Annotated in this window: 27 protein-coding genes, 1 tRNA gene and 2 pseudogenes; 14 read left to right on the top strand and 16 right to left on the bottom strand. The window is 65.6% G+C overall.

Annotated elements, in window-relative coordinates; genetic code table 11:
• Positions 1-20: 20 nt before the first annotated feature.
• On the bottom strand, positions 21-191 hold the full coding sequence (locus ACMCNK_RS09255) for a hypothetical protein (RefSeq protein WP_412735985.1): 171 nt from the start codon (positions 189-191) through the stop codon (positions 21-23).
• 214 nt (positions 192-405) lie between these two features.
• On the opposite strand from ACMCNK_RS09255, the gene ACMCNK_RS09250 reads away from it, so the two are divergent.
• The 4 genes from ACMCNK_RS09250 (at position 406) to ACMCNK_RS09235 (ending at position 6,332) form a co-directional block, all read left to right on the top strand.
• A complete protein-coding gene (locus ACMCNK_RS09250; RefSeq protein WP_412735984.1) occupies positions 406-855 on the top strand; it encodes a hypothetical protein in 450 nt (149 codons plus the stop codon).
• Between the two features lie 1,543 nt (positions 856-2,398).
• Positions 2,399-4,630 (top strand): fibronectin type III domain-containing protein, encoded by a 2,232-nt coding sequence (locus tag ACMCNK_RS09245; RefSeq protein WP_412735983.1) that lies wholly within the window; start codon positions 2,399-2,401, stop codon positions 4,628-4,630.
• Between the two features lie 748 nt (positions 4,631-5,378).
• A complete protein-coding gene (locus tag ACMCNK_RS09240) occupies positions 5,379-5,762 on the top strand; it encodes a hypothetical protein (protein WP_412735982.1) in 384 nt (127 codons plus the stop codon).
• 339 nt (positions 5,763-6,101) lie between these two features.
• Positions 6,102-6,332: a hypothetical protein gene (locus ACMCNK_RS09235; RefSeq protein WP_412735981.1), complete on the top strand. Its 231-nt coding sequence runs from the start codon at positions 6,102-6,104 to the stop codon at positions 6,330-6,332.
• Positions 6,333-6,417: 85 nt separating this feature from the next.
• Here the strand turns inward: ACMCNK_RS09235 and ACMCNK_RS09230 are convergent, their stop codons facing one another.
• From ACMCNK_RS09230 to ACMCNK_RS09205, 6 genes are all read right to left on the bottom strand, one after another.
• Positions 6,418-6,708: a hypothetical protein gene (locus ACMCNK_RS09230; protein ID WP_412735980.1), complete on the bottom strand. Its 291-nt coding sequence runs from the start codon at positions 6,706-6,708 to the stop codon at positions 6,418-6,420.
• Positions 6,709-7,377: 669 nt separating this feature from the next.
• The gene (locus ACMCNK_RS09225; protein ID WP_412735979.1) at positions 7,378-8,385 is read right to left on the bottom strand and encodes a hypothetical protein; all 1,008 of its coding nucleotides are present in this window, start codon (positions 8,383-8,385) and stop codon (positions 7,378-7,380) included.
• Positions 8,386-8,773: 388 nt separating this feature from the next.
• Positions 8,774-9,202 (bottom strand): hypothetical protein, encoded by a 429-nt coding sequence (locus ACMCNK_RS09220; RefSeq protein ID WP_412735978.1) that lies wholly within the window; start codon positions 9,200-9,202, stop codon positions 8,774-8,776.
• A complete protein-coding gene (locus tag ACMCNK_RS09215) occupies positions 9,186-9,605 on the bottom strand; it encodes a hypothetical protein (protein ID WP_412735977.1) in 420 nt (139 codons plus the stop codon). Before ACMCNK_RS09215 ends, ACMCNK_RS09220 begins: the two co-directional genes overlap by 17 nt.
• A 1,070-nt stretch (positions 9,606-10,675) precedes the next feature.
• Positions 10,676-13,189, bottom strand: a complete 2,514-nt coding sequence (locus ACMCNK_RS09210) for a tetratricopeptide repeat protein (protein ID WP_412735976.1) — start codon at positions 13,187-13,189, stop codon at positions 10,676-10,678.
• A 38-nt stretch (positions 13,190-13,227) separates the two neighbouring features.
• Positions 13,228-13,407: a hypothetical protein gene (locus tag ACMCNK_RS09205; protein ID WP_412735975.1), complete on the bottom strand. Its 180-nt coding sequence runs from the start codon at positions 13,405-13,407 to the stop codon at positions 13,228-13,230.
• A 703-nt stretch (positions 13,408-14,110) separates the two neighbouring features.
• On the opposite strand from ACMCNK_RS09205, the gene ACMCNK_RS09200 reads away from it, so the two are divergent.
• Positions 14,111-14,575, top strand: a complete 465-nt coding sequence (locus ACMCNK_RS09200) for an Arm DNA-binding domain-containing protein (protein WP_412735974.1) — start codon at positions 14,111-14,113, stop codon at positions 14,573-14,575.
• Here the strand turns inward: ACMCNK_RS09200 and ACMCNK_RS09195 are convergent.
• Positions 14,463-14,715, bottom strand: a pseudogene (locus tag ACMCNK_RS09195) (transposase family protein); the annotation flags it as partial. The gene ACMCNK_RS09200 and the pseudogene ACMCNK_RS09195 sit on opposite strands and share 113 nt — an antisense overlap.
• Positions 14,716-15,056: 341 nt before the next feature.
• On the opposite strand from ACMCNK_RS09195, the gene ACMCNK_RS09190 reads away from it, so the two are divergent.
• The 6 genes and pseudogenes from ACMCNK_RS09190 (at position 15,057) to ACMCNK_RS09165 (ending at position 17,257) form a co-directional block, all read left to right on the top strand.
• Positions 15,057-15,788: an IS5 family transposase gene (locus tag ACMCNK_RS09190; protein ID WP_412740791.1), complete on the top strand. Its 732-nt coding sequence runs from the start codon at positions 15,057-15,059 to the stop codon at positions 15,786-15,788.
• Between the two features lie 33 nt (positions 15,789-15,821).
• The gene (locus ACMCNK_RS09185) at positions 15,822-16,133 is read left to right on the top strand and encodes a transposase (protein WP_412735973.1); all 312 of its coding nucleotides are present in this window, start codon (positions 15,822-15,824) and stop codon (positions 16,131-16,133) included.
• Complete coding sequence (locus ACMCNK_RS09180) at positions 16,130-16,570, top strand: IS3 family transposase (protein WP_412735972.1); 441 nt, start codon at positions 16,130-16,132, stop codon at positions 16,568-16,570. The genes ACMCNK_RS09185 and ACMCNK_RS09180 overlap by 4 nt, the downstream gene beginning before the upstream one ends.
• Before the next feature lie 15 nt (positions 16,571-16,585).
• Positions 16,586-16,789: pseudogene (locus ACMCNK_RS09175) on the top strand (DDE-type integrase/transposase/recombinase); the annotation flags it as partial.
• 19 nt (positions 16,790-16,808) lie between these two features.
• Positions 16,809-17,045: an IS3 family transposase gene (locus ACMCNK_RS09170; RefSeq protein ID WP_412740790.1), complete on the top strand. Its 237-nt coding sequence runs from the start codon at positions 16,809-16,811 to the stop codon at positions 17,043-17,045.
• Positions 16,976-17,257 carry a transposase gene (locus tag ACMCNK_RS09165; RefSeq protein ID WP_412740789.1) on the top strand — a complete coding sequence of 94 codons (282 nt, stop codon included), beginning with the start codon at positions 16,976-16,978 and terminating at the stop codon, positions 17,255-17,257. The genes ACMCNK_RS09170 and ACMCNK_RS09165 overlap by 70 nt, the downstream gene beginning before the upstream one ends.
• Positions 17,258-17,277: 20 nt before the next feature.
• On the opposite strand, the gene ACMCNK_RS09160 is transcribed toward ACMCNK_RS09165, so the two are convergent.
• The 7 genes from ACMCNK_RS09160 to ACMCNK_RS09130 form a co-directional block, all read right to left on the bottom strand.
• Complete coding sequence (locus ACMCNK_RS09160) at positions 17,278-17,676, bottom strand: ankyrin repeat domain-containing protein (RefSeq protein WP_412735971.1); 399 nt, start codon at positions 17,674-17,676, stop codon at positions 17,278-17,280.
• Between the two features lie 540 nt (positions 17,677-18,216).
• On the bottom strand, positions 18,217-18,945 hold the full coding sequence (locus ACMCNK_RS09155) for a hypothetical protein (protein ID WP_412735970.1): 729 nt from the start codon (positions 18,943-18,945) through the stop codon (positions 18,217-18,219).
• An 11-nt stretch (positions 18,946-18,956) separates the two neighbouring features.
• Positions 18,957-19,880, bottom strand: a complete 924-nt coding sequence (locus tag ACMCNK_RS09150) for an HNH endonuclease (RefSeq protein ID WP_412735969.1) — start codon at positions 19,878-19,880, stop codon at positions 18,957-18,959.
• 438 nt (positions 19,881-20,318) lie between these two features.
• Positions 20,319-20,981: a hypothetical protein gene (locus tag ACMCNK_RS09145; protein WP_412735968.1), complete on the bottom strand. Its 663-nt coding sequence runs from the start codon at positions 20,979-20,981 to the stop codon at positions 20,319-20,321.
• A gap of 15 nt (positions 20,982-20,996) precedes the next feature.
• A complete protein-coding gene (locus ACMCNK_RS09140) occupies positions 20,997-21,134 on the bottom strand; it encodes a hypothetical protein (RefSeq protein WP_412735967.1) in 138 nt (45 codons plus the stop codon).
• A gap of 323 nt (positions 21,135-21,457) precedes the next feature.
• On the bottom strand, positions 21,458-21,733 hold the full coding sequence (locus ACMCNK_RS09135; protein WP_412735966.1) for a hypothetical protein: 276 nt from the start codon (positions 21,731-21,733) through the stop codon (positions 21,458-21,460).
• A gap of 370 nt (positions 21,734-22,103) precedes the next feature.
• Positions 22,104-22,466: a YciI family protein gene (locus ACMCNK_RS09130; protein ID WP_412735965.1), complete on the bottom strand. Its 363-nt coding sequence runs from the start codon at positions 22,464-22,466 to the stop codon at positions 22,104-22,106.
• A gap of 230 nt (positions 22,467-22,696) precedes the next feature.
• On the opposite strand from ACMCNK_RS09130, the gene ACMCNK_RS09125 reads away from it, so the two are divergent.
• Positions 22,697-22,822, top strand: a tRNA-Lys gene (locus ACMCNK_RS09125).
• A 401-nt stretch (positions 22,823-23,223) separates the two neighbouring features.
• The gene (locus ACMCNK_RS09120) at positions 23,224-23,754 is read left to right on the top strand and encodes a GNAT family N-acetyltransferase (protein WP_412735964.1); all 531 of its coding nucleotides are present in this window, start codon (positions 23,224-23,226) and stop codon (positions 23,752-23,754) included.
• A gap of 113 nt (positions 23,755-23,867) precedes the next feature.
• On the opposite strand, the gene ACMCNK_RS09115 is transcribed toward ACMCNK_RS09120, so the two are convergent.
• A complete protein-coding gene (locus ACMCNK_RS09115) occupies positions 23,868-24,395 on the bottom strand; it encodes a hypothetical protein (RefSeq protein WP_412735963.1) in 528 nt (175 codons plus the stop codon).
• A 1,161-nt stretch (positions 24,396-25,556) separates the two neighbouring features.
• Here ACMCNK_RS09115 and ACMCNK_RS09110 point away from each other — a divergent pair.
• Positions 25,557-26,762, top strand: coding sequence for a hypothetical protein (locus ACMCNK_RS09110; RefSeq protein WP_412735962.1), 1,206 nt, complete (start codon positions 25,557-25,559; stop codon positions 26,760-26,762).
• The last annotated feature ends 135 nt before the right edge of the window (positions 26,763-26,897 follow it).

The following is a 26,897-nucleotide window of genomic DNA, read 5'->3' as shown; positions in this document are numbered from 1 at the left end:
GCCGAGGCTGCGAAGTGCCATCACCGATCTGAGCGGGGAAGCGGCGGCCACACCACGATCAGGAACGTGGCAATCGGCCCCAGCAGGATCGAAATGACCCACCAGTTCCATCCGCTGCGTCCTTTGGCCTGAGCCAGACCCGCGTTGATCAATGTAAGTGTGCCCCAGCCGACGGCGTACCCCGTGTCCATAGCCGCGGATCGTATCCAGAAGCAGCAAAGGCGTCCTCGCCGGACGGGCATTCCGGTCGTCGGCGGTCATACGCCGAGCGTACTTACCGGCGGCAGACATCGGCCTGCCCGCGACGACCGCATGGATGATGTCCGCGGTCCCTCAGGCCGTCATTGCCGTGACTGCGCTCCGGCCAGGTCTTCCAGGCGGTCACCTCGGTATACCGTGATCACCATGCCTAAGTCGCCGCCGCCATGGTGGGACTACCGCAAGGCCGGCCTACGGCCGGGCACGTCTTATCCCCTTGGCCGAAGCCTGGTCGGGCAGGCCCTTCGCGATGCCAACGCCGAGGTGGGCAGCCTCGTCTTTGCCGTGCCCGCTAACGGTCGCCCTCTGTCTGCTGATGCACAGAACATCATCGAGGTCTTCTGGTACGGCAAACCCGTGAGCCGGTATGCGAGGCACGCTGACAGAACGCGCGCTAGCAGCCTGTTCATGAGGGTTTGGGCCGTGGACTCCGGCCGCCGCCACGAAATCACAGGCCCTCTCGCGGCGGCACTCCCGGACGTTTGCCAATGGGTCGCCGCGGCAGCGAACCGCCCGACAGATGAAGTGTGGTGCGCGGCCGACCATGAACTGATCGTGCGGTACAGCAATCGCGCGATCCGAATAGAGGAACGGTAATCGGCTGAGACCCGCGGCCCGGCATCTTCATCCTCGCCGCCAGGCAGGCCCCCAGACGGGCCGGGTGGCCCGAGCGCCGGGGGAGTGGGAGCGAAGTGGGAGCGGGGAGCACGGGCGTGGTGCGGTTAGGCGCGGTCATCGTCGGCGATCCGATGGCCGTGACCAGGCCAAACGGTCGTGATCGGGCCTACCCAGTGCTGCGAAGCCTCGTTCGCATCGAGGTGGTCAGCGGTTCAATCCCACACCACATTCGGAGTGGGAGGAACGCCGGCTGCCAGGGGCATGACCGACGGCGACTCGCTTGGGTGTATCGCTGACCTGCACACTTTTGAGGCGCGGGCGCTTGCGGCCCTCGGTGACCGTCGAAACTGATGGCATGACGAGGTTTCCAGGGGCAACTGATGTCGAGGCTGGACGATCATTATTAGAGGTCGTCGTGTATTTGTACCCGACAAAGGCGGATGCCGAGGCTGGCGAACATACGGCCGCACCGGTTTCCTGATAGTGCTACCGGCGGGGGGATGATAAAGGGCGTCGCAGCACGGTCGGTAACACCCTAAGCGGTGACAATCGGTAGGCGAACAAACACGGCTGAAACGGTCCCAGAGCCACCAGTACATGGTTGCCGAACACGCAGGTACCCCAGCGTCCGTGACGCGTTCACCACGCAGAGCCGCAGTGCGCACGCAACCTAGAGACCTACAGTGATCGTGAAACTACCATCAGTTATTGATCACGAAAGTGAGGCTGTCGCATTAGGTCGATCGGATGCAATGTTGACCAACCGGGGGCTCGGTGCCACTGCCGGGATGGTTCAGCGCGTCGCAAGTCTAGTCAATCTGGCTCGGCAGCGGATCGGCGTCAGCATAAATATCATTACTCTTCGTTCGCGTTTAGTTGAAGCGGGCATCGCCCGTGGGCGCACCCGTCATCAATGCAGTTAATCATAACGCCGAAAGAGTCAAATATGAGAAGGATTTTACGAGCTGGAGTCCCGAGGCGCGCATTCCTGCTCGCCATCCTCATGGTCGGAGTGCTTGGGGGGCAGATCTCGCCGAGTGAGGCTAGGGCGGCGACCGAAACCCATATCACGAGCAGCGACATTAAGGTGGTCCGAACGCTCCGGCCCGTTGACCCCGCTACATGTTTCAGTGAGGTCATGGGTTTGTCTCCAGTTCCGGGCCGGACGCTGGCGGACCGAGTGGGTGCGGCGACGGGGAGTTGCACTGCGCTCAACCTTTCTTCCAACGAATTCCCACCGAGTTCATTCAACGGGGAAGGCGGGTGGCAAAGTTTCGTCGGCCTCAAGGAATACCGGGGGTATGCGACCCTGCCAAGTTACGACTTGAAGTGCCTAGACGGGACCGTGGCTACCATCGCTACGGCAGGATCCGCCACGAACAGTCCCGGATATACGAAGGATGTCGTTCCAGGCGTAGCGACACTCCATGCTGCGGCGGAGTCACCGACGAGCAACACCGGGCTCAGCGGTGATTTCGCGTCGGCTCGACCTGTCTACATCGAGGCGTCGGATCACAAATCGGTGGTTATCAGTGTTCGAACCGCAGCCCGGATCGCATATGCCGACCGGGTGGCCCAATATGCGGTGCTGGGCTACGACGCCCCCTTCATCTGGTTTGCGTTGCACGAAAAATTAAGTTGTGATGGCACAAAACGTGCGACGGTGACGTATTCCGATTTCCCAGGAATCACGGTCTACGCCAATAACAACCAGGTGGTCAGGGATGAACAGTCCGTCGAACTCAGGCGATTCATCTCCAACGGCGGGCAACTGCCGACTGCTCTGACTCCGGGCGTCGGCCGGTTCGATCCGATCTGCCGGACGTACGCAGTAAACGCACCGGGCTACACGGTTCCGACGATTCCCTCGCGGCCATTGTCGGCGGATTGCAAAGAGGGTAAGGAGACGGGTTGGCTACTCAACCGGACCGACTACGCTGTCTCCTTGTACGTTAATTCAGGCCTCGCCTCGGGCGGCAACATCGCACCGGTAGCCCCGACACCGCCGACCACCCCGACACCCCCAGCCGTGCCGCTACCTGGCGTTCCGCAAGGGGTACGGGTCACCGGTACCTCGATCTCGTCGATCTCACTGGCGTGGAACACGGTCGCTGGGGCCACCTCCTACCGCGTTTATGAAGGCACCACTCAGGTGGCGTCCACGTCCGGCACCGCGGTGACGGTGTCGGGTCTGGCCAGCGGTTCGACGCACACCTACACGGTGCGGGCCGTCAACGCCGCCGGCTTGTCCGGCCCCAGTGCCGCGGTGGCCGCAACGACTCAGCTGTGGGCGTACAACGTCGTGTCACAGAAGGTCGTGGACAGTTCCGGGCAGCCCGTAGACCTGGGCCATGCCCGGCCCGGGCAACGCTTCACCGTCACAATGACCCTCGCCAACGCTGGCAACACCACATGGACCCCGGGCGGCACGAACCCGGTTCGGTTGGGCACCGACGAGCCCCGTGATCACACCGGTACATTGCAGGCACCCGGCTGGGTGTCACCGACTCGGCCCGCGGGCCTGCCGCAGGCCTCTGTACCGCCGGGCGGCCAGGGCACCTTCCAGTTCCCCATCACTGCACCGGAGGCCGTCGATTCCTCCGCGTCGCGGACCGTCCGAGAGGCGTACCGGCCGGTCGTCGAAGGTACGACCTGGATGAGCGGGCCGGGTATCTCGATCACTATGACGGTGGTGCCGGTCACTGGTGGGGCAATCCGGCCCGGGTTCGGCCAGCAGCAGTGGACTGTCGCCTCCGACGGTGGCGTGTTCGCCTACGCCGGTGCGCCGTTCTTCGGCTCGATGGGCGGCAAACCGCTGAATGCCCCCATGGTCGGCATGGCCGCCACGCCTTCTGGGAACGGGTATTGGCTGGTCGGCGCGGACGGTGGCGTGTTCAACTACGGCGACGCCGTGTTCGCGGGCTCGATGGGCGGCAAGCCACTCAACCGTCCGGTGGTCGGGATCACGGGTACCCCGTCCGGTCGGGGCTACTGGCTGGTTGCGGCCGACGGTGGCGTCTTCAACTACGGCGACGCCCTGTTCTACGGCTCGATGGGCGGCAGCCCGCTCAACGCGCCCGTCGTGGGAATCGCCGCCACCCCATCCGGTCGGGGCTACTGGCTTACCGCCGCTGACGGCGGCGTGTTCGCCTACGGCGACGCCGTGTTCGCTGGCTCGATGGTCGGCAAGCCCATGAATGGGCCTGTTGTGGGGATTAGCGCCGCGCCTGGCGGTCGCGGGTACTGGCTGGCCGGACGCGATGGCGGTGTGTTCGCCTTCGGGACTGCACCGTTCGTCGGGTCACTCGGCCAAACCGGCTCGACCCGTCCCATCGTGACGATCACTCCGACCCAGGGTGGCTATGTCCTTATCGACCGCACGGGTCAGACCTCGTTCTTCACGTCTGGGGCGCCGGTGAACCGCAGCAGGCTCTACCCGGGAGAGATGTTGTTCCCGAACGAGCGCCTCGTCAGCGCTAACGGTCGGTATGTACTTGTCATGCAGGGCGATGGCAACCTGGTCGAGTACGACGGTGGGACCCCGGTGTGGGCATCGAACACGGCGGGCGTGGGTGCCAGCACGTTCGAGGCGCAACGGGACGGCAACTTCGTCGTCTACGCAGCTGGCCACCGCGCTGTCTGGGCCACCGGAACAAACCGGCCCGACAGCATGCTCACCATCCAGGACGACCGGAACGTGGTGGTCTACGCCCCAGGAAACCTGGCGGTCTGGGCCAATAACCGAGGGATCTAGCGTTCGGCCGTCCACCGGGCGTCGCGATTGCGTGGTGTTGCGGACCGGCTCGATATCGGGCCGGTCCGCAACACCAATGGGAAGTGGCACGATTCGACGTGCGGCATAGATCGCCATGGTCGCGGACCCATGCATCGGTAGCTTGGCGCAACTGTGGGTCCACGCCTCGTTGACGCTGGTGACGCGTGCAGAGGCCGCCCGGCCGGTGGGCTTTACCCAGGTTGACGCCGGTTGGTCCCACACCTGTGGAGTAGGTAGCGACACCAAGTCCTGCTGCTGGGGCAGCGGCGGCAGCGCTCAACTTGGCACGGAGCGACTGTGGACCAGTCGAGGCCAATAGCAGTATTGCCATTCCCGCAGCCCGGTCGGCGCGTATCCCCGAGGGTCACCACGACACCGGACGGGTGGTCACGCTGTGCCGGCCACCGCCACGATCTGGGGTGACGCCCACCGGGATCGATCGGGACCATCTGGGGACCACGCGTCGTGCACGACCATGCGCGACCTGCGTGGGGCTATGCGCTCCCGAACGGATCGCATCGTGCGTGACGTGCGGAAACGTCTACCCCAACGGCCTGGGGGTCGTGCGGTCTCGAGCGACCTCGTGACGAAATCCTGTACGGACGGTCGAGGTTGTTCGCCGCGCCGGATGGCAAAGTCACCGGGGTCATCGCGGCGGGCGCTACGAATGAGGTGAAGGTTGACATTCAAAGTATCAAGGATCGCGTTCGCAGCGACGGTGTTGTCGGTGCTTGCCATGACCGCATGTACGCAGGCGGAACCTAGCTTGCCTAAAGTCTCGGCAAGTTCGTCGCCAATTGAGGTCGCCAAGATGAAGGCCCTCGAAGATTACATGAACGCGATGCAGAAAGGGGACCGCAAACGCTTGATGGAACTGAGTAACCCGCGACTGGATGCGCGCCCCGTGATTGACGAGAAGGTCAAGTCGATAGGAAATCGGCCGTGGTTAAACGTCAAAACTACATGGCGGGAGACGGTTGCCGCCACGGTACCGAGCGCTGACATTACCGCCACTGATGCCTCTGGTAACAAGATTGCGGATCAAGTAGGGCTCGACTTTGACGGGGAGAAGTGGGAGATTTCCATGGGGGACCCGCAGCCAACTGGCTGACACCCTTCAGGAGCAAGGTTTCTGGCGAGTTGGTTCCTGGTACGCAGGCAATGAGCTGTGAAACGGCGGGGACGGGGAGCGTCGGGTTGTCCCAACACCGCAGGTGTAACCGGAGACCCGTGGGGACCATCTGGGACCACACGTCGTGCACTACCCTGCGCGACCTGCGTGGAGTCACGTGGCTCCGAACGGGCGGCATCGGGCCTGACGTGCGGAAACCGTTACCCCAACGGCCTGGGGTCGTGCGGGTCAGAAGGACTTCGTGCGGTCTCAGACGACGAGCAGGTAGACGTCAACGGCGTTTCGTCCGGGCGCGGGTGGTTCGGGAATACTGAGGCAGTGGACATTGACGGCATCTTCGGTCTTGTGCTGCGGATCGCTAGTGCCCTGTGTCTGGTGCTGGCCGGGTTGAACGGCTATCAAGCGATCACTGGGCGGCGACTCAGTAAGGCGCCGAGCCGACGTGATGATCGCACGATGCGGCGTCAGTCTGCCGTCGCCGCGGTAGTGCTCGGCATCGTGGGAATGCTGGCAGTCGCCTTGAGTTTTGCCATCCCGTTCGTGAGTTAGGCGCCGGCGGCCGAACAAGGTTGGCGACCGGAGCCGAGCGGGATCAACGATCGGCTTCGGCGGAGGTGACCACGACGCGAGGGCGTCAGACGACGAGCAGGGAGGCCTTGAGCCCGTCATAGGTTCCGGGTGAACGAGTCACCACGACCCCGCGCACTGCGGCGGCCTCGTGGACGACATGCCGCGCGGCAAGGCTGCCCGGCCATGTGCCGATCTCGATGGCAGTGTGCTCGGTCAAGGGCAAAGACTGGACGCCCGGAGTCAGCAGGATCGGATCCCAGCCAATGCGACCGGCGTTCAACGCGGCTTCGGCCTCGGCAATCGCGGTGGTGGGCATCAGGAGCTGCAACCATCCGGCCTCGGCTTGGTTCAGCAACTCACCAAGTTCGCGGTGACCGTTGAAGAGGTCGACCAGCGATGAGGCGTCCAGGATTCGCGGAGGTCGGACCCTCACGCAACAGCCCGACCCCGGACGCCCCAGACTCGCTCGGCCTCAGCATCCGCGCGGTCCTGCGCGGCCTCAAGCGCCGCAAGCTCGTCGGCAGTCAGCGACTCAGGCGCCGGACGGCCAAGCGCTAGCGCCAAGCGCTGTGCGGCGGTTTGGCGCGGCTTGATTCGGTCGTCTGTGGTCACTCCCAAAGCGTACTACCGGGCGCAGACGGGGTCTCTCCCAGCGACGATCGCATAGGTGGTGTCCCTGCTGTCCCTGGTGTCCCTCAACAAGCCGTGAGCTGTGGAAACGTCTTGGACATGGAAGGCCGAGGTGTCCCTCAATCGGTGGGAAGAACGTGGGGGACCGCTTGGGGACCATTTGGGGACCACACGTCGTGCGCGACTGCGCGCGACCTGCGTGTCGTCTCGCGCATCTGAACGGGCCGCATCGGGTCTGACGTGCGGAAATGCCTACCCCAACGGCCTGGGGGTCGTGCGGTCTAGCGACGCTCGTCGCCTACTGCGGTCCGACACGGCGGCGGCGAAGGACTTCTCGATGACGAAGCTGGCGTGGAGGCTCGGCGTAGGCGGTCCGGGGCGGGCGCCGTGCGTGCTACTGGAAGCTTGGTCGGATCGGTGTCCCGGGGCAGGTCGGGCATACGAAGATCCGGAGTTGGCTGTGGCGGCCCACAGAGATGCCGGTGGGTTCATGTGCGGCCATCCAGGCGGGATCCGTACGGTCGGGTTGCAGGTGGGAGTCCTCGACCGGTAGCCAGGCGGTGCCCATGGACTCGGTGGAGTCGATGGTCAGCAGGAGGTCCATTGATGTGCCGCATTCGGTGCAGTTCATCGGTTTGAGGTCGCTGATTGCCCAGTTCGTGTATCCCGCGACCTTCCAGCCGGGAGCCTGCGAGACAGAGTAGTAGGAGTCTTCGCCGTAACTGCGGCTGTCGTCGAACTCGTCGACCTGCCGGCCGAGTTCGTTGGGCAGTTCCTGCCACCAGGGGTATTCGACGATCTGCTCGGGATGGAGCACGCACCGCCGCGGCAGGTACTCCTCCTGGTGGGCCTCGGCCGGGGGTGCCGCGGGCAATGCGTCGGCGACGGTGTCCGCCGCGCGCCAGCGGATCTGGATGGCGGGGCCGAAGTCGTCGGAGTCGCTGTGGTTGTTGGGGCACCAGAGCACCTGAAGCATGTCGGTTCCCGTTGGGCAGTGCAGGTCAGGGATGTCGGTGGCGCGTAGCTGGGCGACTGGCACGAGCGGGGTCGGTTGGGTCACGGTCGTGGAGCCGTGGATGAATGCGCCGTCGTCGTTGATTTCCATGCCCGAGAAGCCGGGCGTCGTCGCGGCGAGCTGGGCCATCACGGCGGGACTCATGTTCCTTCTGAGTTGCTGAGCGAGCTCGCGCGGGATTGGGTTCTTGGTTGCTACGACGTGCGGTTGCTGGCAGGTCGGCCACGGTTCGGCCGTGGGCCAGAGCAGCATGCCACCGACGTGGCTGTCCGAGATACCCGGTTCGCCCGGTCGGGGATGCAGCCGCGTCGCGGTCTTTGCGAACGCGCTGATGCCGGGGAACAGCGCGGGAATGTCGAGCGGCGGCACTGGTGAGGTCCGTGTCACGGCGGAGAGCATAGCGGTGTTCCGCGGGCTGGTGGGGTCCTGACCAGGGAATATGCACTGGCCAGCTTTGCCCGATTGACTCGGCGCCTCTGCCGGAGCCGCGTCCGGGTGTCGTGGCATCCCGTCCGCCTGTCAGGGGTTGTCAGGCCATTAGCGGAGGCCCGACCGGGACAGAAGGGCAGGCCGGTGTCCTGCCCGCATCAGGTCGCGCGCCTCGGCGCCGGTCACCGACTCGCGCCTGGCCGATGTCGTGGCAGTCAAGGCAATCTTGATGGCACCGCGACCCGCGCGTCGCGGTGAAAATGACGGACACCGCGGCTAGGCTCACCCTGTTACCAGGGTTTTTGGTGTGAGCCTAGCCGCGGTGTCCGTGTCCGTCGTGTTGTGCTTAGGCACCAATCAGCTCAGGACCTACAGACTCAAAGCTGTAGCGGAAATGGCGACCAATCGCAAAGGTGGCCCCATGAGCAGTGGGTATGGTGTCGTACAGCATGCCGATTGTCGTGTGGTCGCTCAACGACTCGACGTCGCGGGGCACCGTTGAAGGTTCCTTCGACGGGCCTGCATCGGCCTTGACGACCAAGAAGACGAAGCCAAGATCCTCGGTTGGGCGCCTTACGGCCACAAGGGCGGGGGATCGGGTCTTCGTAAAGACTCGATCGAGCACGTCCACGACAGGGGTGTCATCCAGAGTGACAACCACGTCCTGAACCTGACTGCAGCCATGATCTCTCAGGATCGCTCGGAACGACGCGTCGGCTAGACGACTGCTGAACTCGAACGTGGCTTCACGCTCGGGGTTACGCATCGTCACCACGCCACCTCCTCAGGTTGTCGTCATACTCATCATGCATCACGGCGAGGGCTTCCTTGTAGGCCTCATTGACCACTTCCCCTCCTGCGTCCGGAGGAATCTCCCTGATCAGCTTGTGGCCGATCAAGTCGTTGCCGTCCTTGTCGAACTGGTGTCGGTGCACCGTGCCGCCGCAGCAGTCGATCCTTGCGACATCCTTCCACGATCCATCAACCTCGATGACCTGATTAATCGCAAAGTCGACAATCAGGGCGCGGTATACCCAAATACGGACAACGAGCATCTGGCCATCGTTGTCACTGCCTGTGGGGTACGTCTGGAAGACGTCCACGGTGCAGTCGTCGGCAGGCGGCGGTTCGTACGTGGCGGGCTTGGGCTTGGGGGCCTTGCTGGCAGAATGCCGCAAGATCCGCCCACCTCGTCCACGGTAGGGTCCCGGCTTGGGGTCTTCCTGCCGTGATGGCACGATATGTCGTCCTCTGCGTCCTCGATGCCCGGTTGTCCAGCCGTAAACGGTAGAACAAACCGTCTGCTGACGGAAAATGAGCGATGGTCCGCGCGTAGCCGTAAGGCGTGGGCCGTTCGATCAGTGGCGAGGCGTCAGTTGTCCGGTCGTCGTCGGGGGCCCAAGCGCGTCGTGACCCTATCCAGTGATGGGGAGGCCGAGCGGACAGAACGTGCGGCAAGGCCGGCAGGCTTTGGGACGGATGACCGGCTCGTGCCAGATCAGCCAGTGATCACGAGGGTGCATGGGGGAGTCCGGACAGTTGGCCTAGGTTTCCGCTGCTTAGGGATCCGCAGCTCGGCGATAATGGTCGAGTGCCCCTGGCAGTGTGGGGGTCACGGGTTCGAATTTCCTCTGCTCCACCCGGATCCTGGCTTGGGCTTACGGCCAGCCACTACCTTTCCCTATCGGACAGGAAGTAGGCGTGGTCACCGCGCTGAGGGCAACGGCTGAAGGCACGGCAGACGACACCGGACGCGGTGGACTGTCCCTGGTGTCCACCGAGAGACAATGAACTGCCGAAGCGCCGGGGACAGGGAGGGTGACGCTGTCCCTCCATTGCAGAGTGCAGCCCGGGACGGGTTGGGGGACCATTTTGGGACCACACGTCGTGCACGACCATGCGCGACCTGCGTTAGGTTACGCGCACCCGAACGGGCTGCACCGCGTGTGACGTGCGGAAACACCTACCCCAACGACCTGGGGGTCGTGCGGTCTTGCCCGGGAGCTTGGTACGACTAGGTGCCAGTTGTGGCGATCACACGCGTGCGGCTTAGGCGTCCGCTTCGAAGACGGGGCTGACCCAAGCCCTGCTGGCCCAAGGGGCGGGATAAACCCGCCGAAGCCATCGGAGATGGATGAGCGTTGATTGGCGCCCAGCGGATGAGTGCCTCGGATACCGCTGGGTCGCGTTCGTAGTCGCAAGTGAGTCGGTGGTGCACGGTCAGCGGGCGCCGAATTCTTGCCTGCGGTTACGTGTGGCTCCAGCGGGCGAGTTCATTTCCGATGTCCTGGGCATATGCGTGGTCAGTGCCGAGGACCCGCTCGGCCGCGGGCAACAGGTCCGCGAGTTGGTCGCGGGCAGTCTCGGGGTCGCCGGCCTCCCCGGTCCACCGAGCCAGAAAGGCCCGGGTAATGAGGGTTTCGGGATGGGCAGTGCCGAGGACCCGCTCGACCGCGGGCAACAGGTCCGCGAGCTGGTCGCGGGCAGTCTCGGGGTCGCCGGCCTCCCCGGTCCACCGAGCCAGAAAGGCCCGGGTAATGAGGGTTTCAGGATGGGCAGTGCCGAGGACCCGTTCGCGGACGGGCAGCAGCGCGGCGAGTTGATCGCGGGCGGCAACGGGATCACCAGCGTCCCCTGTCTGCAAGGCCAACCCGGTTCGGGTGGCGAGCGTGTCAGGGTGGGCGGCGCCGAGAACGTGTTGCTGGGCGGGCAGCAGCGCAGCGAATTGCTCGCGAGCGGAAACCGGGTTACCGGCCTTCGCGGTCCAAAAGGCCATCCCAGACCGGGTGACGAGACTTTCGGGATGTAGAGCGCCGAGGACCTGCTCGCGGATGGGTAGCAGCGCGGCGAGTTGGTCGCGGGCGGCCACCACATCACCCAACGCACCGGTCAGGTGAGCGAGCCTGTGTCGGGTTGCAAGAGTGTCAGGATGGTTGACGCCGAGAGCTCGCTGGATGACCGGGAACAGCGCGGCAAGCTGGTCGCGGGCCGCGGCTTCGTCGCCGACGTGTGCGGTCCAGTGGGCGAGGCTGACCTGGATTCGTAGGGTTTCTGGATGAACTTCACCGAGCAGGCGCTGACAGATGCGGTGGATGGTGCAGGCGCGATCGCGGGCCTCACCGTAAAGGCCGGTGGCGTCCAGGTATTCGGTGGCTTTCCGGGCTGCGTGGGCGGCTGCCTCGATGCTGTCCTGTTGGGCAGCGGGCGTGCTCTCGAAAACGCTGATCAGGTGCAGGGCGTGTGGAGCCAACGCACGCCAGGTAGGCCAGGTCATCGGGTCGGTGGGGTCATCGGTAGTGGCGTTGTCGATCAAGCGAACGGCGAGCTCGAGTGATGCGGTGTAGTCATCGCTGTCGTGCAAATGCTGCAGGCTGACGTCACGGATAAGTGGATGGATGCTGACCTCTCGGGGTGTTGATTTGGCACCGGTGTGCAGGGCCTCGAGGAGGCCGAGGCCGGTCAGCGCCCGCAATAGCCCGTTGAGCCGGTTCACGGTCAGGTCAGCGAACAACGTCGAGGCGGCTAGGACCTGGGTGTCGATGAGGTGACACGGAATGGGAGCGTCGGCGAGCAGAGCAAGCAGGCGTAGCAGGGGTCGTGCTTGGGGTTGGCTGCGGTCGTCGAGGAGGTCCAGGGACAGTTCCCAGGTGCGGTCTATGAGCTGACGGGCCTGTGCTGGGGTCAGCTCGCCGCCCGGTCTATCGAATACCGCGGCCACGCCGTCGGCCCGCAAGGCGTTTTGGTAGGCGGTGAAAGTGGTGATCGCGCCTGCCAGGGGCAGTTGTTGCGCGTCGTGGAGGTACCTGCCGACCAGCCCGAGGGCCAAGGGGAGCTGGCCGAGCCGCTCCGCGAGTTCGGTGGCCTCTATGAGGGTGCCCGCATGAGGGCCCGTGCGGTCGCACAGGACCTGGGCGGCTTCTGCCGGGGCGAGCATGTCGACCTTGTCCATCTGGGACCACGCGCCCCGGAGCTGATTCTGCGGAGCTGGGGTGCGGCGCGTCGTGCGATGACCAGTGTCGGTGATCCATGTGTCCCGGTCGCCGTCGCGGCTCGTGATGAGCAGCATGCCGCGAGGAGTCTGCACCTGTCGGATCCAGCCCCGCCCAGCCCAGACCGGTTCACTGTCGCCGGTCAACAGCCGGGTGTCGTCGGCGTTGTCCAGGACCAGCAGCCACCGCCCCGGGTATCCGTTCAGTCGGCGCCAGAGAACGTCAGGGGCGTTGGTCGCCCAGTCGGTGGTCAGCTCAGTGACGGTTGCGCCGAGAAGACGGGCGAGTTGCCAGAGACCAGTTTGCAGCTCGGTGGCCTCGGCGGCGGAGATCCACCAGGCCGTAACGCCCCGCTGTTCGAGCTGGCGGGCAGCGTGGGCGGCGACAACGGACTTGCCGGCCCCGCCCATGCCGTGCAGTACCCGGACCCGCCGCGGGACCCGTCGCCGCCACGGGATCAGGCGCCGCCAGTATGGGCGGACCAGATCGGCGATGAGTGCATCCCGGCCGCGTACCCGCTCGCCGGGCATCAGATCAGGCACGGTCAGCGACGACATGCCCGCAGTAACCGGCGCCACCGTATTCGCCGCCGCTTCCTTCCGTCCCTCGCGGACCAGCTGGATGATCCCCGTCGCCAGCGCAGCCACGCCTATCCAGAACCCGGCCACGCTGCTCATCTGGTCACGAGTCGCCAGGTCCACACGGATGTAGGCCGCCGCCGCTCTGGCCAGCCACGGCCAGCTCAGGCCAATGAGCCCGAGTACGGTCAGCACCACCCAAGGCCACAGGCGCCGGCGCTTGTGTGGCGGTCTCATCGGGGACCCCCGACCGCCGCAATGTGGACAGGTGCGATGCCGCGCTCGCACTCGAGGCCGGCGACAAGGTCGAGCTCGAACGTGGCACCCAGCCCATCCTCCGTGCGATGGCCCGCCAGCGCCGTCGTGCGCAATGCTGCCGCGATCTCGCCACCCTCTGTCACGGGGTCAGTCACGCTGCCACCGTACCTTTGTGGACTGACGGTGCGCCGCCCTCACCCTTTCAGGGGGCCTGCTCAGGCAAGACGGCCGACCTTGCCGTAGGAGGAGGTGACCACAGCCCAGCTGCGGGAGAAGTGCCGGTGGGGCTCCATTTGGGGACCGCACGTCGTGCGCGGCTACGCGCGAGCGGTGGCGGCTGTTCCGGAGGTTGACTTACAGGCAGGTGCCGTTGTCAGTGACTCACCCAAGTAGCATGGCCCGCCCAGCGCGGTGACCGCATTGGTTGTGTCCCTCGTGTCCCTCAACAGGCCGTGAACTGCGGAAACGGTTGGGACAGGGAGAGGGTGGGGGTGTCCCTCATTTGGAGGGACGGGCCGGGGAACCGCTCGGGGACCACTTGGGGACCACACGTCGTGCGCGACGTTGCCCGACCTGCGTCGGGTCACGCGTACCTGAACAGGCTGCATCGGGTCTGACGTGCGGAAACGTCTACCCCAACGGCCTGGGGGTCAAGGGGTCGCAGGTTCAAATCCTGTCAGCCCGACCAGCTTTTTCAAGCCGTTGGCAAGGACGAAAGTCCTGGTCAGCGGCTTTTTCAATTCACGCTCATCGTTCTCTCAAGATCGCTTTATTGGATCTTGTGGTCACAGGCGTGGTCACGGGGCGGGCTAGCGTCGATGTCAGCGCTCCACTCGTGTGACCACGGAGGTGTCCTCGATGACCATCGGCTCGTACCAACTCGCAGGCGGAAAGACGCTCTGGTACTTCGTGATCGACCTGCCGGTCGGCGATGACGGGAAGCGCCGTCAGTACAAGCGACGCGGGTTCCGCACCGATACCGAGGCCGAGAAGGCGGAATCCGAGGCGCGTAAGGCGTACGGGGAGGCAGCGATCGGTGCGGACGGCAGTGTCGCGGCGGAACTCGCCGGCTGGCTTTCCGAGCGTGAACTCGACGTCGAGGAGACCACGCTGGACAACTACCGCAACCTGTTCCGGATGTACGTGAACCCGCAGATCGGCGGGCGGCAGCTGTACGCGGTCGACAAACGGGTCATCCACGGAGCCTGTTTCATCCTGCGTAGCGGCCGGACTCGATGCAGTGCAGGACGAGGATGGCCTGCACGATCGCGGAGGCGCGGCGTGGGCAGCAGCGCAGCTTGGCCAGGATCTTCCAGGTCTTGAGCGTCGCGATCGCGCGTTCCCCGCGGGCGCGGATCTTCGCGTGGGCGCGGTTCACGACCTTCTGCCGTCGTGACAGCTTGGGTCGGTAGCGGCGCCGTTTGAACGGGGGTGCGCACGCTGCCGCGAGCGCCTTGGTAGCCCTAATGGGATCAGAGCGGGTCGGGTTTGTCGCGACTCCTTTGGTAGCCCTGGCGCTCGACGCCTCTTGATAAGGCGGGAGCTGTGGCCAGGGCCCGGCCCGCTCGGCAAGATCGGGTCCGCTTGGATTCGTTCGTGGTTCGAGCCCGCCAGCACGGAACATCCCTCGGTGATCCGGGGCCAGGAGCCCTCGACGTAAGACCCTGGTAAATAAGGGGTTCCGGGCGGCCGCGTTGGACTGAATATCGATGCCCATGCCTGGATGCGGCGTGGCGGCGTGACATGAGGAAGGGCCTTCGGATACGAGCGAGGTGACTAAACCAGCACGACCGAAGGCCCAACCCTGTCTGTATACCTTGTCGCCGGCGTCGCCGCACCTGCCACCCCGGCCACCCTCGCCGATCACCTGCCCACCACCCGAGCCCGTCACTACCCGTCGGACACCAGCGACGCCGAATGGGCCGTGCTCGCCCCGTACGTGCCCGCCGGTACCGGCCGCGGCCGGCCGATCATCTACCCGCGCCGCGACATCGTCGACGCGATCCGCTACCTCGACCGCACCGGCTGCCAATGGGACGCCCTGCCCGCAGACTTCCCGCACCCCAAGCTGGTCTACCACTACTTCAAGACCTGGACCCGCGACGGAACCGTCAACCGAATCCACAACAGCCTGCGCGAACAGGTCCGCAAACACCTCGAACACCGCGACCCGCAGCCCACCGCCGCGCTGATCGACTCCCAGTCGCTGCGCGCCGCGGAAACCGTCGCGGCCACCAGCCGCGGCTACGACGCGGGCAAGAAAGTGAACGGCCGCAAACGGCATATCGCGGTCGACACCTGCGGACTGCTCCTCGCGATCCTGGTCACCGGCGCCCACACCCAAGACCGGGACGGCGCGAAGCCCCTGCTCTGGGCACTCCACGGGTGCTTCCCGACGGTCCGGCAGGTATGGGCCGACTCCGGCTACGCCGGCAAACTCGTCGGCTGGGCCGCCGCCCACCTCGCCCTGACGGTGCAGATCGTGGCCAAGCTCGCCGGGCAGATGAGTTCCCCCCGCTTTCATGGAGCTTCTTGATCATGGTCTGATGGCCATGGGGAGGAAGTATCTGTGGCGGCACCGAAGAAGTACCCCGATGAGCTTCGAGCGCGTGCGGTGCGCTTGTACCGCGAGTCGGATCCGAAACCGGTCATCAAGCGCCTGGCCGAGCAGCTGGGCGTGCACCCTGAGGCGTTGCGGAACTGGATCCGGCAGGCCGAGGCGGACGCGGGTGAACGCACCGACCGGCCCACAACGGAGATGGCCGAGGAGAACCGGCGGCTGCGGCAAGAGGTCGCCGAGCTGCGTCGGGTCAACGAGATCCTGCGAGCGGCCTCCAGCTATTTCGCCTCGGAGCTCGACCCGACCCGGCGACGGTCATGAGGTTCATCGACCAACACCGTGACCGGTACGCGGTCGCGCTCCTGCTGCGGGTCCTGAACATCGGCGAGTCGACCTACTACCAGTGGATCCGCCAGGCCGAACGGCCCTGCGACCGGGACCTGGTCGACCTCGGCCTGCTCAGCAACATCCACGAGATCTGGGAAGCGTCCGGCCACACCTACGGCGCGGATCGAGTGCACCAGCAGCTACGCCGCGACGGGATCCGGGTCGGCCGTAAACGTGTCGAGCGGTTGATGGCCGCCCAGGGCTGGCAGGGCGCGTACTTGCGGCGCGGCTGGCGCGGCGGCTCAACCCGGCAGGACCCGGCGGCGACGCCGGCGCCGGATCTGGTGAACCGGGACTTCACCGCGACCGGCCCGAACCGGTTGTGGGTGGCCGACGCGACCCGGATCCCGTGCGGTGAGGGAGTGTTCTGACTAGCCGCGGTCCGCGACGTGTTCTCCCGCCGGATCGTCGGGTGGAAGACCTCCGACCGCTGCGACACCGACCTCATCCTGGCCGCCCTGGAGTACGGGATCTGGTCGCGTGATGTCCGCGATGGTGAGTTGATACATCACAGCGACAGAGGGTCGAACTACACGTCGTTCCGCTTCGCGCAGCGCTTGCAGGACAACGGGATCCTGCCCTCGATGGGCTCGGTAGGCGACAGCTTCGATAACGCGCTTCTGGTCCATCCTGAAGGTCGAACTGGTCTACCGCACGAGCTGGCGGACCCGCGACGAGGCCGAGAACGCGCTGTTCACCTACATCGACACCTGGTACAACACCCGCCGCATCCAACGAGAACTCGGCTACCTCAGCCCTGACGAGTACGAGACGACCTGGCACACCCAGCAGGCCGACCACCGCGAGCCCGATATCGTCACCCCTGCCCCAGCCGGCGGCAGGTAACCACCGCTCCATCAAAGCGGGGGAAGCTCAAGACGACCTTCGTCGTGCTGCACCGCCGGTGGGCGGTCGAGCGAACGTTCTCCTGGATCAACCGCTGCCGGCGCACCGTCCGCGACTACGAACGCCTCCCGCAGCATCACGCCGCAATGGTCCAATGGGCCATGATCATCATCATGACGCGCCGCCTCGCCCGACACCCACAACCCACCTGAACCCATTATTTACCAGGGTCTTATGTCCCATTCGCAGTGCAGTGCCGGATCTCAGCGTCCGACGCGGTGCCTGTACTGCTGACGCCATGGGCGTTGACACGATCAGGGTCAGCGCCTGCCGCCACGAGCCGGTTCAGGGTCGTGGGATCGCCTCGGTAGCAGAACACCGCCCGCCACAGCGGCGTGTTGCCGTGTTCGTCGGTGCTGTCGGCAGCCGCCCCGGCCGTAAGGAGTTCATCGGCTACGGCGGCGGCCTGAGCCTGAGCGGCGAAGTGCAGGGCAGTCCACCCCGCCAAGTCTGCGGCGTCCACGCCCACGGCTTCGGCTACAAGAGAGCGGACGGTGGCCACGTCACCGATCGCGGCCGCGTCGTGCAGCTCGGTGCGGCCCATACGGTTCTGGTGCTGGCTCGGCGTCACTCGCCCATCCTGCCCGACCGGCCTCAATCAAGTTCGGTGCTGGTGCTGGTGCGGATTCCGGCGCTGGGGCTTGCCCGGCCGGGCCGCGTAAACCCCCGCGCGTCGGCTTGCGCGCCACGGTGCGCCGCGTCAGCGGCGCCTTGATCCAAGTACAGAGAAATTCGGGAACACTCGGAGGTGATTCGGCGGTGCATCGGCGTCGCGGGCACAGGGGTGGCACATGCGGCGTCGGCCCCGCTGAGGGTGATCACTGCCGCGGGGCCCTCCGGGCAGGGCGCGGCCGGGCGCCTATTTCGACGGTGTCGCAGCGAGGTTGGTGCCGGACAACCTGCGCACCGGGGTCGCCAAGCCGGACCTGTCCAGCCGCTCTCTGCTCGCTTCGCGCAGCACTGACGACTGTCGGCCGCGATGTCCCCGGTTTACCGCGCGGTAAACCGGGGACATCCTCGTGTTGTGACCAGTTGTTGGGCAGGTCCCTCACTCACCTCGCGCTGCGCCGGGATGTCGTCGGGCTGGCCGGTGAGCCCTAGAACCCGAGGGTTAGGACTGCCTGCGTGACCTCTGCCCAGTCTTGGTCAGGTTCCGGGCTTGGGCGTACAGCTCGTCGCGAGCCGCGGTTGGGGGAAAGAAGCCGGTACACGCGGTGAGGAACTGTTCAGTTGCGGTCTTGCGGGCTGCCGGGGACGCGGCGCGTTGATAGGCCGGATCGTCGAGTAGCCGCGCCGCGAAATCGTCATAATGCCCGTTGAGGTCGTCGTAGTGAACCTGGCTGATTTCCTCGATACGGCGCAACGCCTGGTCTACGGCGTCACGACCGACATACTCGTCGATGCCCGCCGGCAGATGCGCTTGGGCGAACCGTCGCCGGTCACGGGGCTTCGTGGCGCGGAAGCCTGTCATCTCGAGCAGGGAGTCGACGATGGAGACGACGCTCGGGCGTTGGCTGTCGACCAGCGTCTGCCACTCGAGGTACCACGAGGCGGTGTATTGCCAGTGGTGGAATACACCGCCGGCGACAAAGGCAATCGTGACGTGATAGGGCTGGTTATGCCGTTCTCGGGGCGGATCGGCCGACTCCGGCCGGGGCACGAACAGGTACAAGGCCGGTGCCTTGAGCTGGTGCGCCAGGTCGAGGAAGTCCTCTACGTCGAGGTCGTCGAGACACGCGTCGGGACCGATGCTCTGCTGCAGCACTGCGGGCACCACAGGCATGGCGTGTTCGTGGGCGAAGTCCGTGACCACGGCGAGTTTCTGGGTCAAATCATCCACGAGCCCGCTCCTCAGTTCCGCGCCATAGCGTGCGCGAAGTAGGAGCCGGGGCCGTACCCGCCGTCGTAGTCCTCTGGATGGGAAGCCTGCTCCTCCAGGCGTTCGGCCCACTCGTCGTCGGCGTTCTCGCGGGCCATCTGCCACAGCTCAGCCCAACTGAGCTCGGGAAAGTCACTCGGGTCACATTCCATGTCGCATAGCTGTTGCACCAGATCGTTGTGACGCGCCCGATCGAGGCGTCTCGACAAATCCGGCCACCGGTCTTCGTCGTCGCACAGCAGCGTCGGTTCGGCGGGTTGCACCCGTTCCACTTCGAGGTTGTCGATCACGTCCGCCTGATCCGCGGTGGCGGGAATCCTCCGCGAGGCGGTATTGCCCTGGTGGCACCTGGGGCACAGCAGCTGCAGGTTGGCCAGCCGCGGCGAGTCACCGTCGATGTGGTCGATCTCGGTTCCGGCGTCTCCGCAGCTCTGGCAGCATCCCTCGGCACGGCGGATCACCTGGGCTCTGACGCCGGCCGGCAGCCGACGGGCGTTCTTGGCGTAGCCCCCGGCGAGCAGGTGTGCGATCTGGACCTGCAGGGCCCGCTGGACCGTGGGTTGTGCGCTACGCCCGTCGCACACGATGCGCCTCCAGTACCGGACCAGCGCGGCGGTCTGCTGGCACAGTTCGCTGCAGAACAGTCCCTCGGTCTCCGGGAACAGTTCGGCGAAACAGTTGGCGCAATGGTCGCGGATGAACATCCGCACCGGTGCCGGGTCGGTGCCGAGTCGGTCGGCCACGATGTACGGCTCTCCGGTGGCCGCCTTGTACTCCGGCCTACCAGGGTCACGCTGCTCATCGAGGCGCCGGAGGGCTGCGGTGTACTTGATGTTTTCGGCAGCGGCGAGTCTGCGGGCCCGTTCACGGCGGGCCGCGCTGCTGTTCTTGGGCATGTTCGGCGTCCCTTTCGGCGCGGACGCCCACGCAGTCCGCTTGCATGAACGCAGACGAACAGAGGCGGATGAAGCTACGCGGGCCCACGAGGGACCGTGGCCGGCGACGTCACATGGCCGGCGTGGGCGGCTCGTAACAGCGGCGAGGAGCGTGCGCGTCCTGACTCCGGTCGGCATCGTAGCGCACTGGACCGACAAGACGGCGGCTCCAGCCAGCGCACCCTGGGCACGCGGCCGGTACGCGGACCAGATGAACGAGAACATCGGCTAAATGCCCTGCGCGGGCTACTGCTGCTGTCCGCCGTTGGGGGGAGTGCGGGGGCGGATTCGCCTCGCATGGCGGGTGCGGGCCCGTTTGGAGAGCACTCAACAGGTCACGGCCATCGCGGCGAGCACCAGCAGCCCGCACCCGGCCTAGCCGGGGCGGAACTCCACGGGCTACATGTCGTAGGGCAGGGACAACGCGGTCGCGGTGGCGGCGGCGTTGCGGGCGAGGGCTTCGCGGGCGCCGTCCGGGCCGAGGGCGATCACCGCCCGGACGCGTTCGAGGATCTCGTCCTCCAAGGGGGCCGGGTCCGGGCTGGCACGGTTCAGTTCGGCGGCCTCCTCGGCGGCCGCGGCCGCGGCCAGAGCCGCTTCCCAGTCACGGCGGATCACGGCAAGGTAGGCGAGTTCCTCGGCCGCAATGATGTCCGGTCCGGTCAGACCACGCTCCGCCTCGCGGGCTTCCCTCTCCCGTCGGTGGGTGAGGAAGCCGTCGACATCTCCGTAGCGGTCCAGGAACGGAACGGCCTCCCGGAGCATGGCGTCGCGGATGTCGGCCATCACCGGTTCGTAACCGGCCACCGTGTCCGGCTCGGGGAACACCCCTTCAAGCTGGCGTGAGCAGGTGTAGCCGTCGGCTCTTGGCACCGCGAGCAACCAGACGATTACTTCCACCTTGAAGGTGGGTCGTCGGCGCAGGGGTGGCAGCGGCACCACCGTCTGGGCGGTCCACCCGACCGGTCCCCGCACCAGATGGCCGTCCGCGGCCCGCCAGCCCTCACCCAATGCAGGCAGCAGGTACGCGTCGACCGCCTTTTCCCACCTGCCGACGTGCACGTGATCATCCCCTTCTCAGCAACGAAGCGCGATCGCCGGAACAGTCCGGAACTTCGGCGGGAGTGGGTTCTGCAGCTTCTTGTACCAGGTGGGGTCGAGCCCTGCGGCGCCGGTCTTGAGGTCGAGGAAGAGCTCCGGTTCCAATTTGTCCACGCCGAACACGACATTGGGAACCTTGGCGCCCTTCTCCCAGCCCTCCCGTCCGGTAACCGAATTCTTCCACCTTCGGGCGAGAACGCGGTTGCGGTAGCCGACCTCGGCGACGCCATCCCCGGGCGCCGGAAGTCTCCAACGCCTCCCGCCCGCCCTCAAGGGCGCTCCGCGTCGGCAGCCGATGGCCTCCGGCCACCCTTGGCCCCCGGGCGGGACGCGAAGGACGCGGCATCTATCAGGGGATGGCGGCAGAGTGGGCAGTCAACAGCTTGGGTTGCGGGTCGCGTTGACGGTCGACGTCAACATCGGCCGTTTCAATCGCATCAGCGTCGGGAGCGGCGCATGACAGCGCAGACCGTGCGATGGGCGATCGTGAAGCTGACCAACTCCCACCCAGTTCCGCCTAGAATCTCGATGGCGGTCATGACGAGGGGAATCTGGCTGTCAGGCGTGCCAATCTTGCCGACCCGCACTACCGCTAGATGCTGATAGGGGTATGCGTTAGGGTCGAACTTCCCGTCGACCACAACGCTCGCCGCAACGGTGAGAGTTTGAGCAACTGCCGCCGGGTCTTTGCCTCCGCCAATCATGAGGATCATGGTAGAGACCGACGCGTTACCGACTGGGTGACTGTGACGTTCGGCCACTCGCCACATGGAACCGGGCTGCCTGGGCAGAAGGCGCCGCGAGAGGCCGATGCGGACGGTTTGGCCGGTCCTGGCAGTGTGGGGAAGTCAGGGTGGTTCGTCCCATTCCAGCGCGACGTCGCGGACGCCCTCCTCGACTTGGCGCATGAACCTCGGGAGCTCTCAACCGCATTGATAGCGCTGACCCCAGCACGACCCCCAGCCGCGCGCTCTGGGGCGGCACATTTCTGGCCGCCCCGGAGCCGGGCCTCTTCGAATGCTGGGCGGTAGCGCAGCGACGTTACCCCGGCGCTGGCCACGCTTCAGTCGACGAGTGACGATCTCATCCCTGCAAGATGCGCTGGGGCTTGAACCGGCGAACCTCCTGCGGCCAGCCGCATGCCTCCGCGATCTTGCCGGCCCACATCCGGGCGGTGTCCTCATCCGGCACGTTCACGATGGTCAGGCCACCCAGGAATTCTTTGGTCTCGACATAGGGCCCGTCGGTGAAGACGATCGCACCGCTGGTGGCGTCTGCGCTGAAGACCGGACCGTCCTCTTCTTCCAGGCCCCCAGCGAAGACGAACGCCCCGGCGGCCTTGATCTCGTCAACGACCGCCCTGGCGAGTGGACCGCGCCCGCGGAACCACTCCTCGGTGTGGTCACCCACCCACTGCTGATTGAAGTAGATGAGGTACTCGGGCATGTCCGCTCCTTCTGATCTTCCGGACCCGATGTCCGTCTCTGCATACGCTACGAACGGCATCCGGCAGATCCGACACTCTCCAGCTTGATTTCCGCCGGTGGGTCAACGTCGCCCTCACATCGGCCAGATCCGGATGCCGCAATCGGCGCCGTCCAGGGGTGGAACCCGTGATCCATGCGTGATCGACGGTTCTGGCGCAGGACGGCACCTGTCGGCATGAATCGGCAGACCGCCGGGGTCGATTTGGCAATAGACTGGTATGAGACAGCACAAATTGACATCGCAAAGTAGCAGGCGACACTCATGATCGCGGACTCTTAATCCGCGGGTTGTAGGTTCAAGTCCTACGCGGCGCACACTTGATCAAGGCTCTGATCAGGCATTTGATGCCAGATCAGAGCCTTTTTCATGTTCCTTGTGGACGTTTGCGTGATCCGTGCGTGATCTATAGATACTGATATGTCCCGGCAGGGGGCGGCATTCTGCTGGGCGACAGAGCCCAGACGGTCGCAGCGACAGGTGTGGCCGATCATTGTTTGGAGAGTGGGGCCTGCCGTGAATTCGGCGGAGTGAGGCGACGATACCGCCCTGCCGCCGGGCGCGTAGCGTGATCGTCCGGTGGCGCAGACGGCCCCGGTCCGGCGCCCCGGAAATCTGGATGCCCGGCTCCGTGTCATCAACGAACCTCGTGACTCAACCAGGATCCCAGCTCGGGCGAGAGCCCAACCATCTGGGACGGACCCTTAGCCTTGTTGCCGTGCCGTTCGACCCCGCTGTTCAGCTTCGGCCGCTGGAAGTCTCTGACGCCGGGATCCTCGCCTCATGGTCGCTCGACGAGCGGTTCTGCGCCGCCGCAGAATGGTCGCCCGATCTGCCGCTGGCGGAGCATCAGCGGTTCCAGAGCCGCCTCATCGCCGAACCGCCGAACGGGCTGGTCCGGCTGGGCGTCGTCCACGACGGCGAACTCGTCGGCTACGTCGTCCTCCAGGGCCCCGAGCCGCAGCGACGCGAGCTCGGCTTCGTGATCGGCGACTCCCGGCGATGGGGCCATGGGCTCGGCGCGCAGGCCGCCCAGGCAGCTCTGGACCACGGCTTCACCGACTTGGGGCTCCACGAGATCTGGGCCGAGGCGTGGGCCGCCAACCCGGCATCGGTACGGATACTTCAGCGTCTGGGTATGCGGGAGATCGAGCGGGGGGAGTCCGGCACGTACCTTGGTGCACCTACGTATTACCGCCGGTTCACCATCGCGGCTCCGACGCTACGGGCGGGGCCGGACACGGCCTGACCGTGCGATGGGCGTACCCGACATCGCGTGGTTCACGGCGGTCTGAATCGTCACGGCCGCCGATCGGCAGGCCAATGACCTTTCCTTCGATCATGGAGATTTCGTCGAGCCGATTATTTCGCCTTCGGAAGACGCAAGGCCGTGAGCGTGTGATCGGCGTAGGTCCGCAGAACGTCGACGGCTCGGTCTGGGTCTTGTCGGGCAGCGTCGGCCACTTCTGCAACTCTAGCTTTCAAGACGATTTTCCACGGCTCGTCCGTTGTGGTGAGGGCTGACCTCACCTCCGCTGCGGTGAGGAGCGCTCCGGGAACATCGCCGGTGATGAGCCGGACAGCGAACAGTGCCTCCTGATAGTGCATGTTCGATGGTTCCTCTGCTGCGCGCGCCTGCGCGTCAGCCGCAAATGTCGAGAGCGTACCGACTTGGTCGAAGTAAGGGATGGCCTTGTCGCGAGTCAGTCCGGCGACGTCGTTCATCGTCTCCTCCGTTTCCGCCTCGGTGGTTGGCACTTCCCAGATCGCCGCACCGACGCCGTGCCCTAGGCGCTGCAGATGCGGTCCAGAGACATATTCATTCGGCGTCGCCAGGAATTGCACCAGGGCAGATATTCGAAACTTCTTCGACGTAGCGACATTGCTCATCACAACTCCGCAAAGAAGCCATTCAATTGGCTTTCGGTAAAGTATTCCACCCTTTACCCCCCAGGTCCCAGGCAACTGTGGGATGACGTGGCGGTTGACGGCTCGCTGCCAAGCATCCGCTCGCATTCGTCCTCTATTCGCTGGTGTAGTCTCATATGGCCAGGCGTGCCGCGGGGCGGCATTCTGCTGAGCGACAGGGCGCTCAACCGAGCCAACCGACGCTCGCACCCGCTACTCCTGCACAGACGAGCACCACCATCATGTCCCTGATCGACCCCACCACTTGCGCGCCGCGCACATCGCCCTCCGCGCCGGGCGCGCACCGCGCAGGCCTGGCTGACCGTGCTCGCCGCGCACGGCCTCATGACCGGCCGCTGTTGCTGGGGATCGACCGGCTCGGCCGCACCCCCACCGGCCGTGGCAGCCCGACGGCGGCCTTACCGGCCAGGCCGTCGCCCTGGTCGTGGCGCGCACTGCCCGCGCCGCCGGTCTCGACCCGGCCGCCGCCTGGTCGGCCACAGCCTGCGCCGCGGCTTCGCCACCGAGACCTACCGCACCGGTGCCGACCCGCTACGCATCGCCCGCGCCGGCCGGGGTGGTGCTGACCGTCTGGGGCCGGACACCCGCACGGGCCGGGCCCTGGTGGTGGTCCTGTGGCCCGATCGTTGATGTCGGTGCTGATGACAGGTTGATGCCAGTGCTGTTGCGCTGACGGTGCGGCGTCGCGTTCGAGCTGGCGCAGTTCGAGGCCACGTTCGGTCAGCCAGCCCTGTGTTTGTCGACATGCCTACCGCGTACGGCGCACGTCGTCACGCAGTCAGTGACAATGAAATACCTCGATCACTCTTCGTGGGACAGAACCCCGAACTCGCGAACAAAACCACGCTCGCTGCGCGCTGCGCTGTCCTTCGTCGACTGAGGCGCGAAACATGTCCGCCAACTGATGCGCGACGGGTCTAGAAACCTGCGCCGAGTTTCTGAGGGGGGAGCGCGCGGGTCTGGCCTGCGCACGGATCTGACTGAAGTCAGTGCGGCGAACGAAAGGCAGTATGTGCCTAACTGAATTCTAGTGCTGGTCCCAATGGGATGGTTCGGGGGAGAAGCTGCCCGCCGGCGCACCGGCCAGTCCTATGGTCGATGTAGGCATCTGCGGAGGTGGCTATGGCGTCGTATGGGGGCATCGCCTGGATCGACGTCCCGGACAAGGCCGCCGTGGACGCGATTCTGAAGGCGATCGATGACGAGGATTGCGGGGACGCGCCGGACAAGTTGTATGCCCGCTCTTACGACGCCGGTCAGGGACGGCGGATCGAGCTGAACACCGACGGATCGAACTACGACTTCCTCCCAGATATCGTCGTGTTTCTGATGCGGCGTACAGGTGTGGTCATCCGGGCGCTTGTTGCACTTGATCATGATGAGTACGGCGCGGAGCACATTGTTCTGGCGACTCGGGACGGTCGCGTGGAGCGGGTGCACCACAAGTACATCTATCCGAAGCTCTTGGGTCTGTGGCCCTACCGGGCGGGTCGACCATGGCGGACGGACCTGCCGACAATCGGATGGGAGCGGGGCCGCTTCTCGGGCAGGCTGGTGGACGGGCCGTCGGCGAGGTCGGCGCTGGCGCGACTGTATGGGGTTCCGCTCGGACAGATTCGCGCCGCCGGCCGCCATGCCCGCCGTTCACACCAGGATCTAGGCATCATCGGCGAGCCCTTCGCGCCGTGGCTCAACGCCCTTGGCATCGCCTGGTCCGGCCCGGACGGCGAGAAGCCTGTCCTGGTGCGCAACCGTCCGGTGTGGCAGGCGGCCTTCAGGCGATACGTGCTTCCTGAGCTTCCCGGGCGCTGGTTGGTCCTCGAGGATGCCGCGATGGTCGCACCGATCGATCTGATCGCCTGCGGGGTCGTACGCCACGTCCACGGCCTCGCCGTCGTGCTACATCCGCTGTACGTGCCGATAGACGGCTGGGAGTGTCTTCCTGAGGTGCAGCAGACCCAGGCGTGGGGATACTTCTCGCGGATTTCGGACGCGGAAGAATACATGCTTGCTGTGGCAGAGAAGATCCGGACCGATGTCCTGCCGCTGCTCAGCATCTATGGTTCCTTGGAAGGCTTCCGCCGTTTCTGTGGGGAGCGGGCCGCGGATTCCGACGGCGCGCGATGGCTGTACCTGCAAGCCGCGACCTACATCATTTTGGAACAGTACGACGAAGCTGACGCCGCGCTCACAACCGCCGATGGGATGACTGGACAACAGGCCGAGGCGTGGTATCCGAGCGGGGCGTCTCCGGCCATCCGTGCGTCTCTGCTCGCCAAGGTCGCAGAGCAGCGACGCCTGCGCGGGCTCCCGGAGATCAGCGGATGAGCGCTTGCCGATGGTCTGCGGCAACGTGGTCCGGTCGTGCCTCGATCGATTCTTATGCCACGATCCGTGCTCTCATCTGTCGCAGGTCACCTGGCGGACGACTGTCGCACATCACCTGTCGGAGGACACGCTGCG

Origin of the sequence: Krasilnikovia sp. MM14-A1259 (genome assembly GCF_047159535.1) — a bacterium.
GTDB lineage: Bacteria > Actinomycetota > Actinomycetes > Mycobacteriales > Micromonosporaceae > Actinoplanes.
The sequence above is the reverse complement of the archived record's forward strand: the minus strand, read 5'-3'. Positions and strand labels throughout refer to the sequence as shown.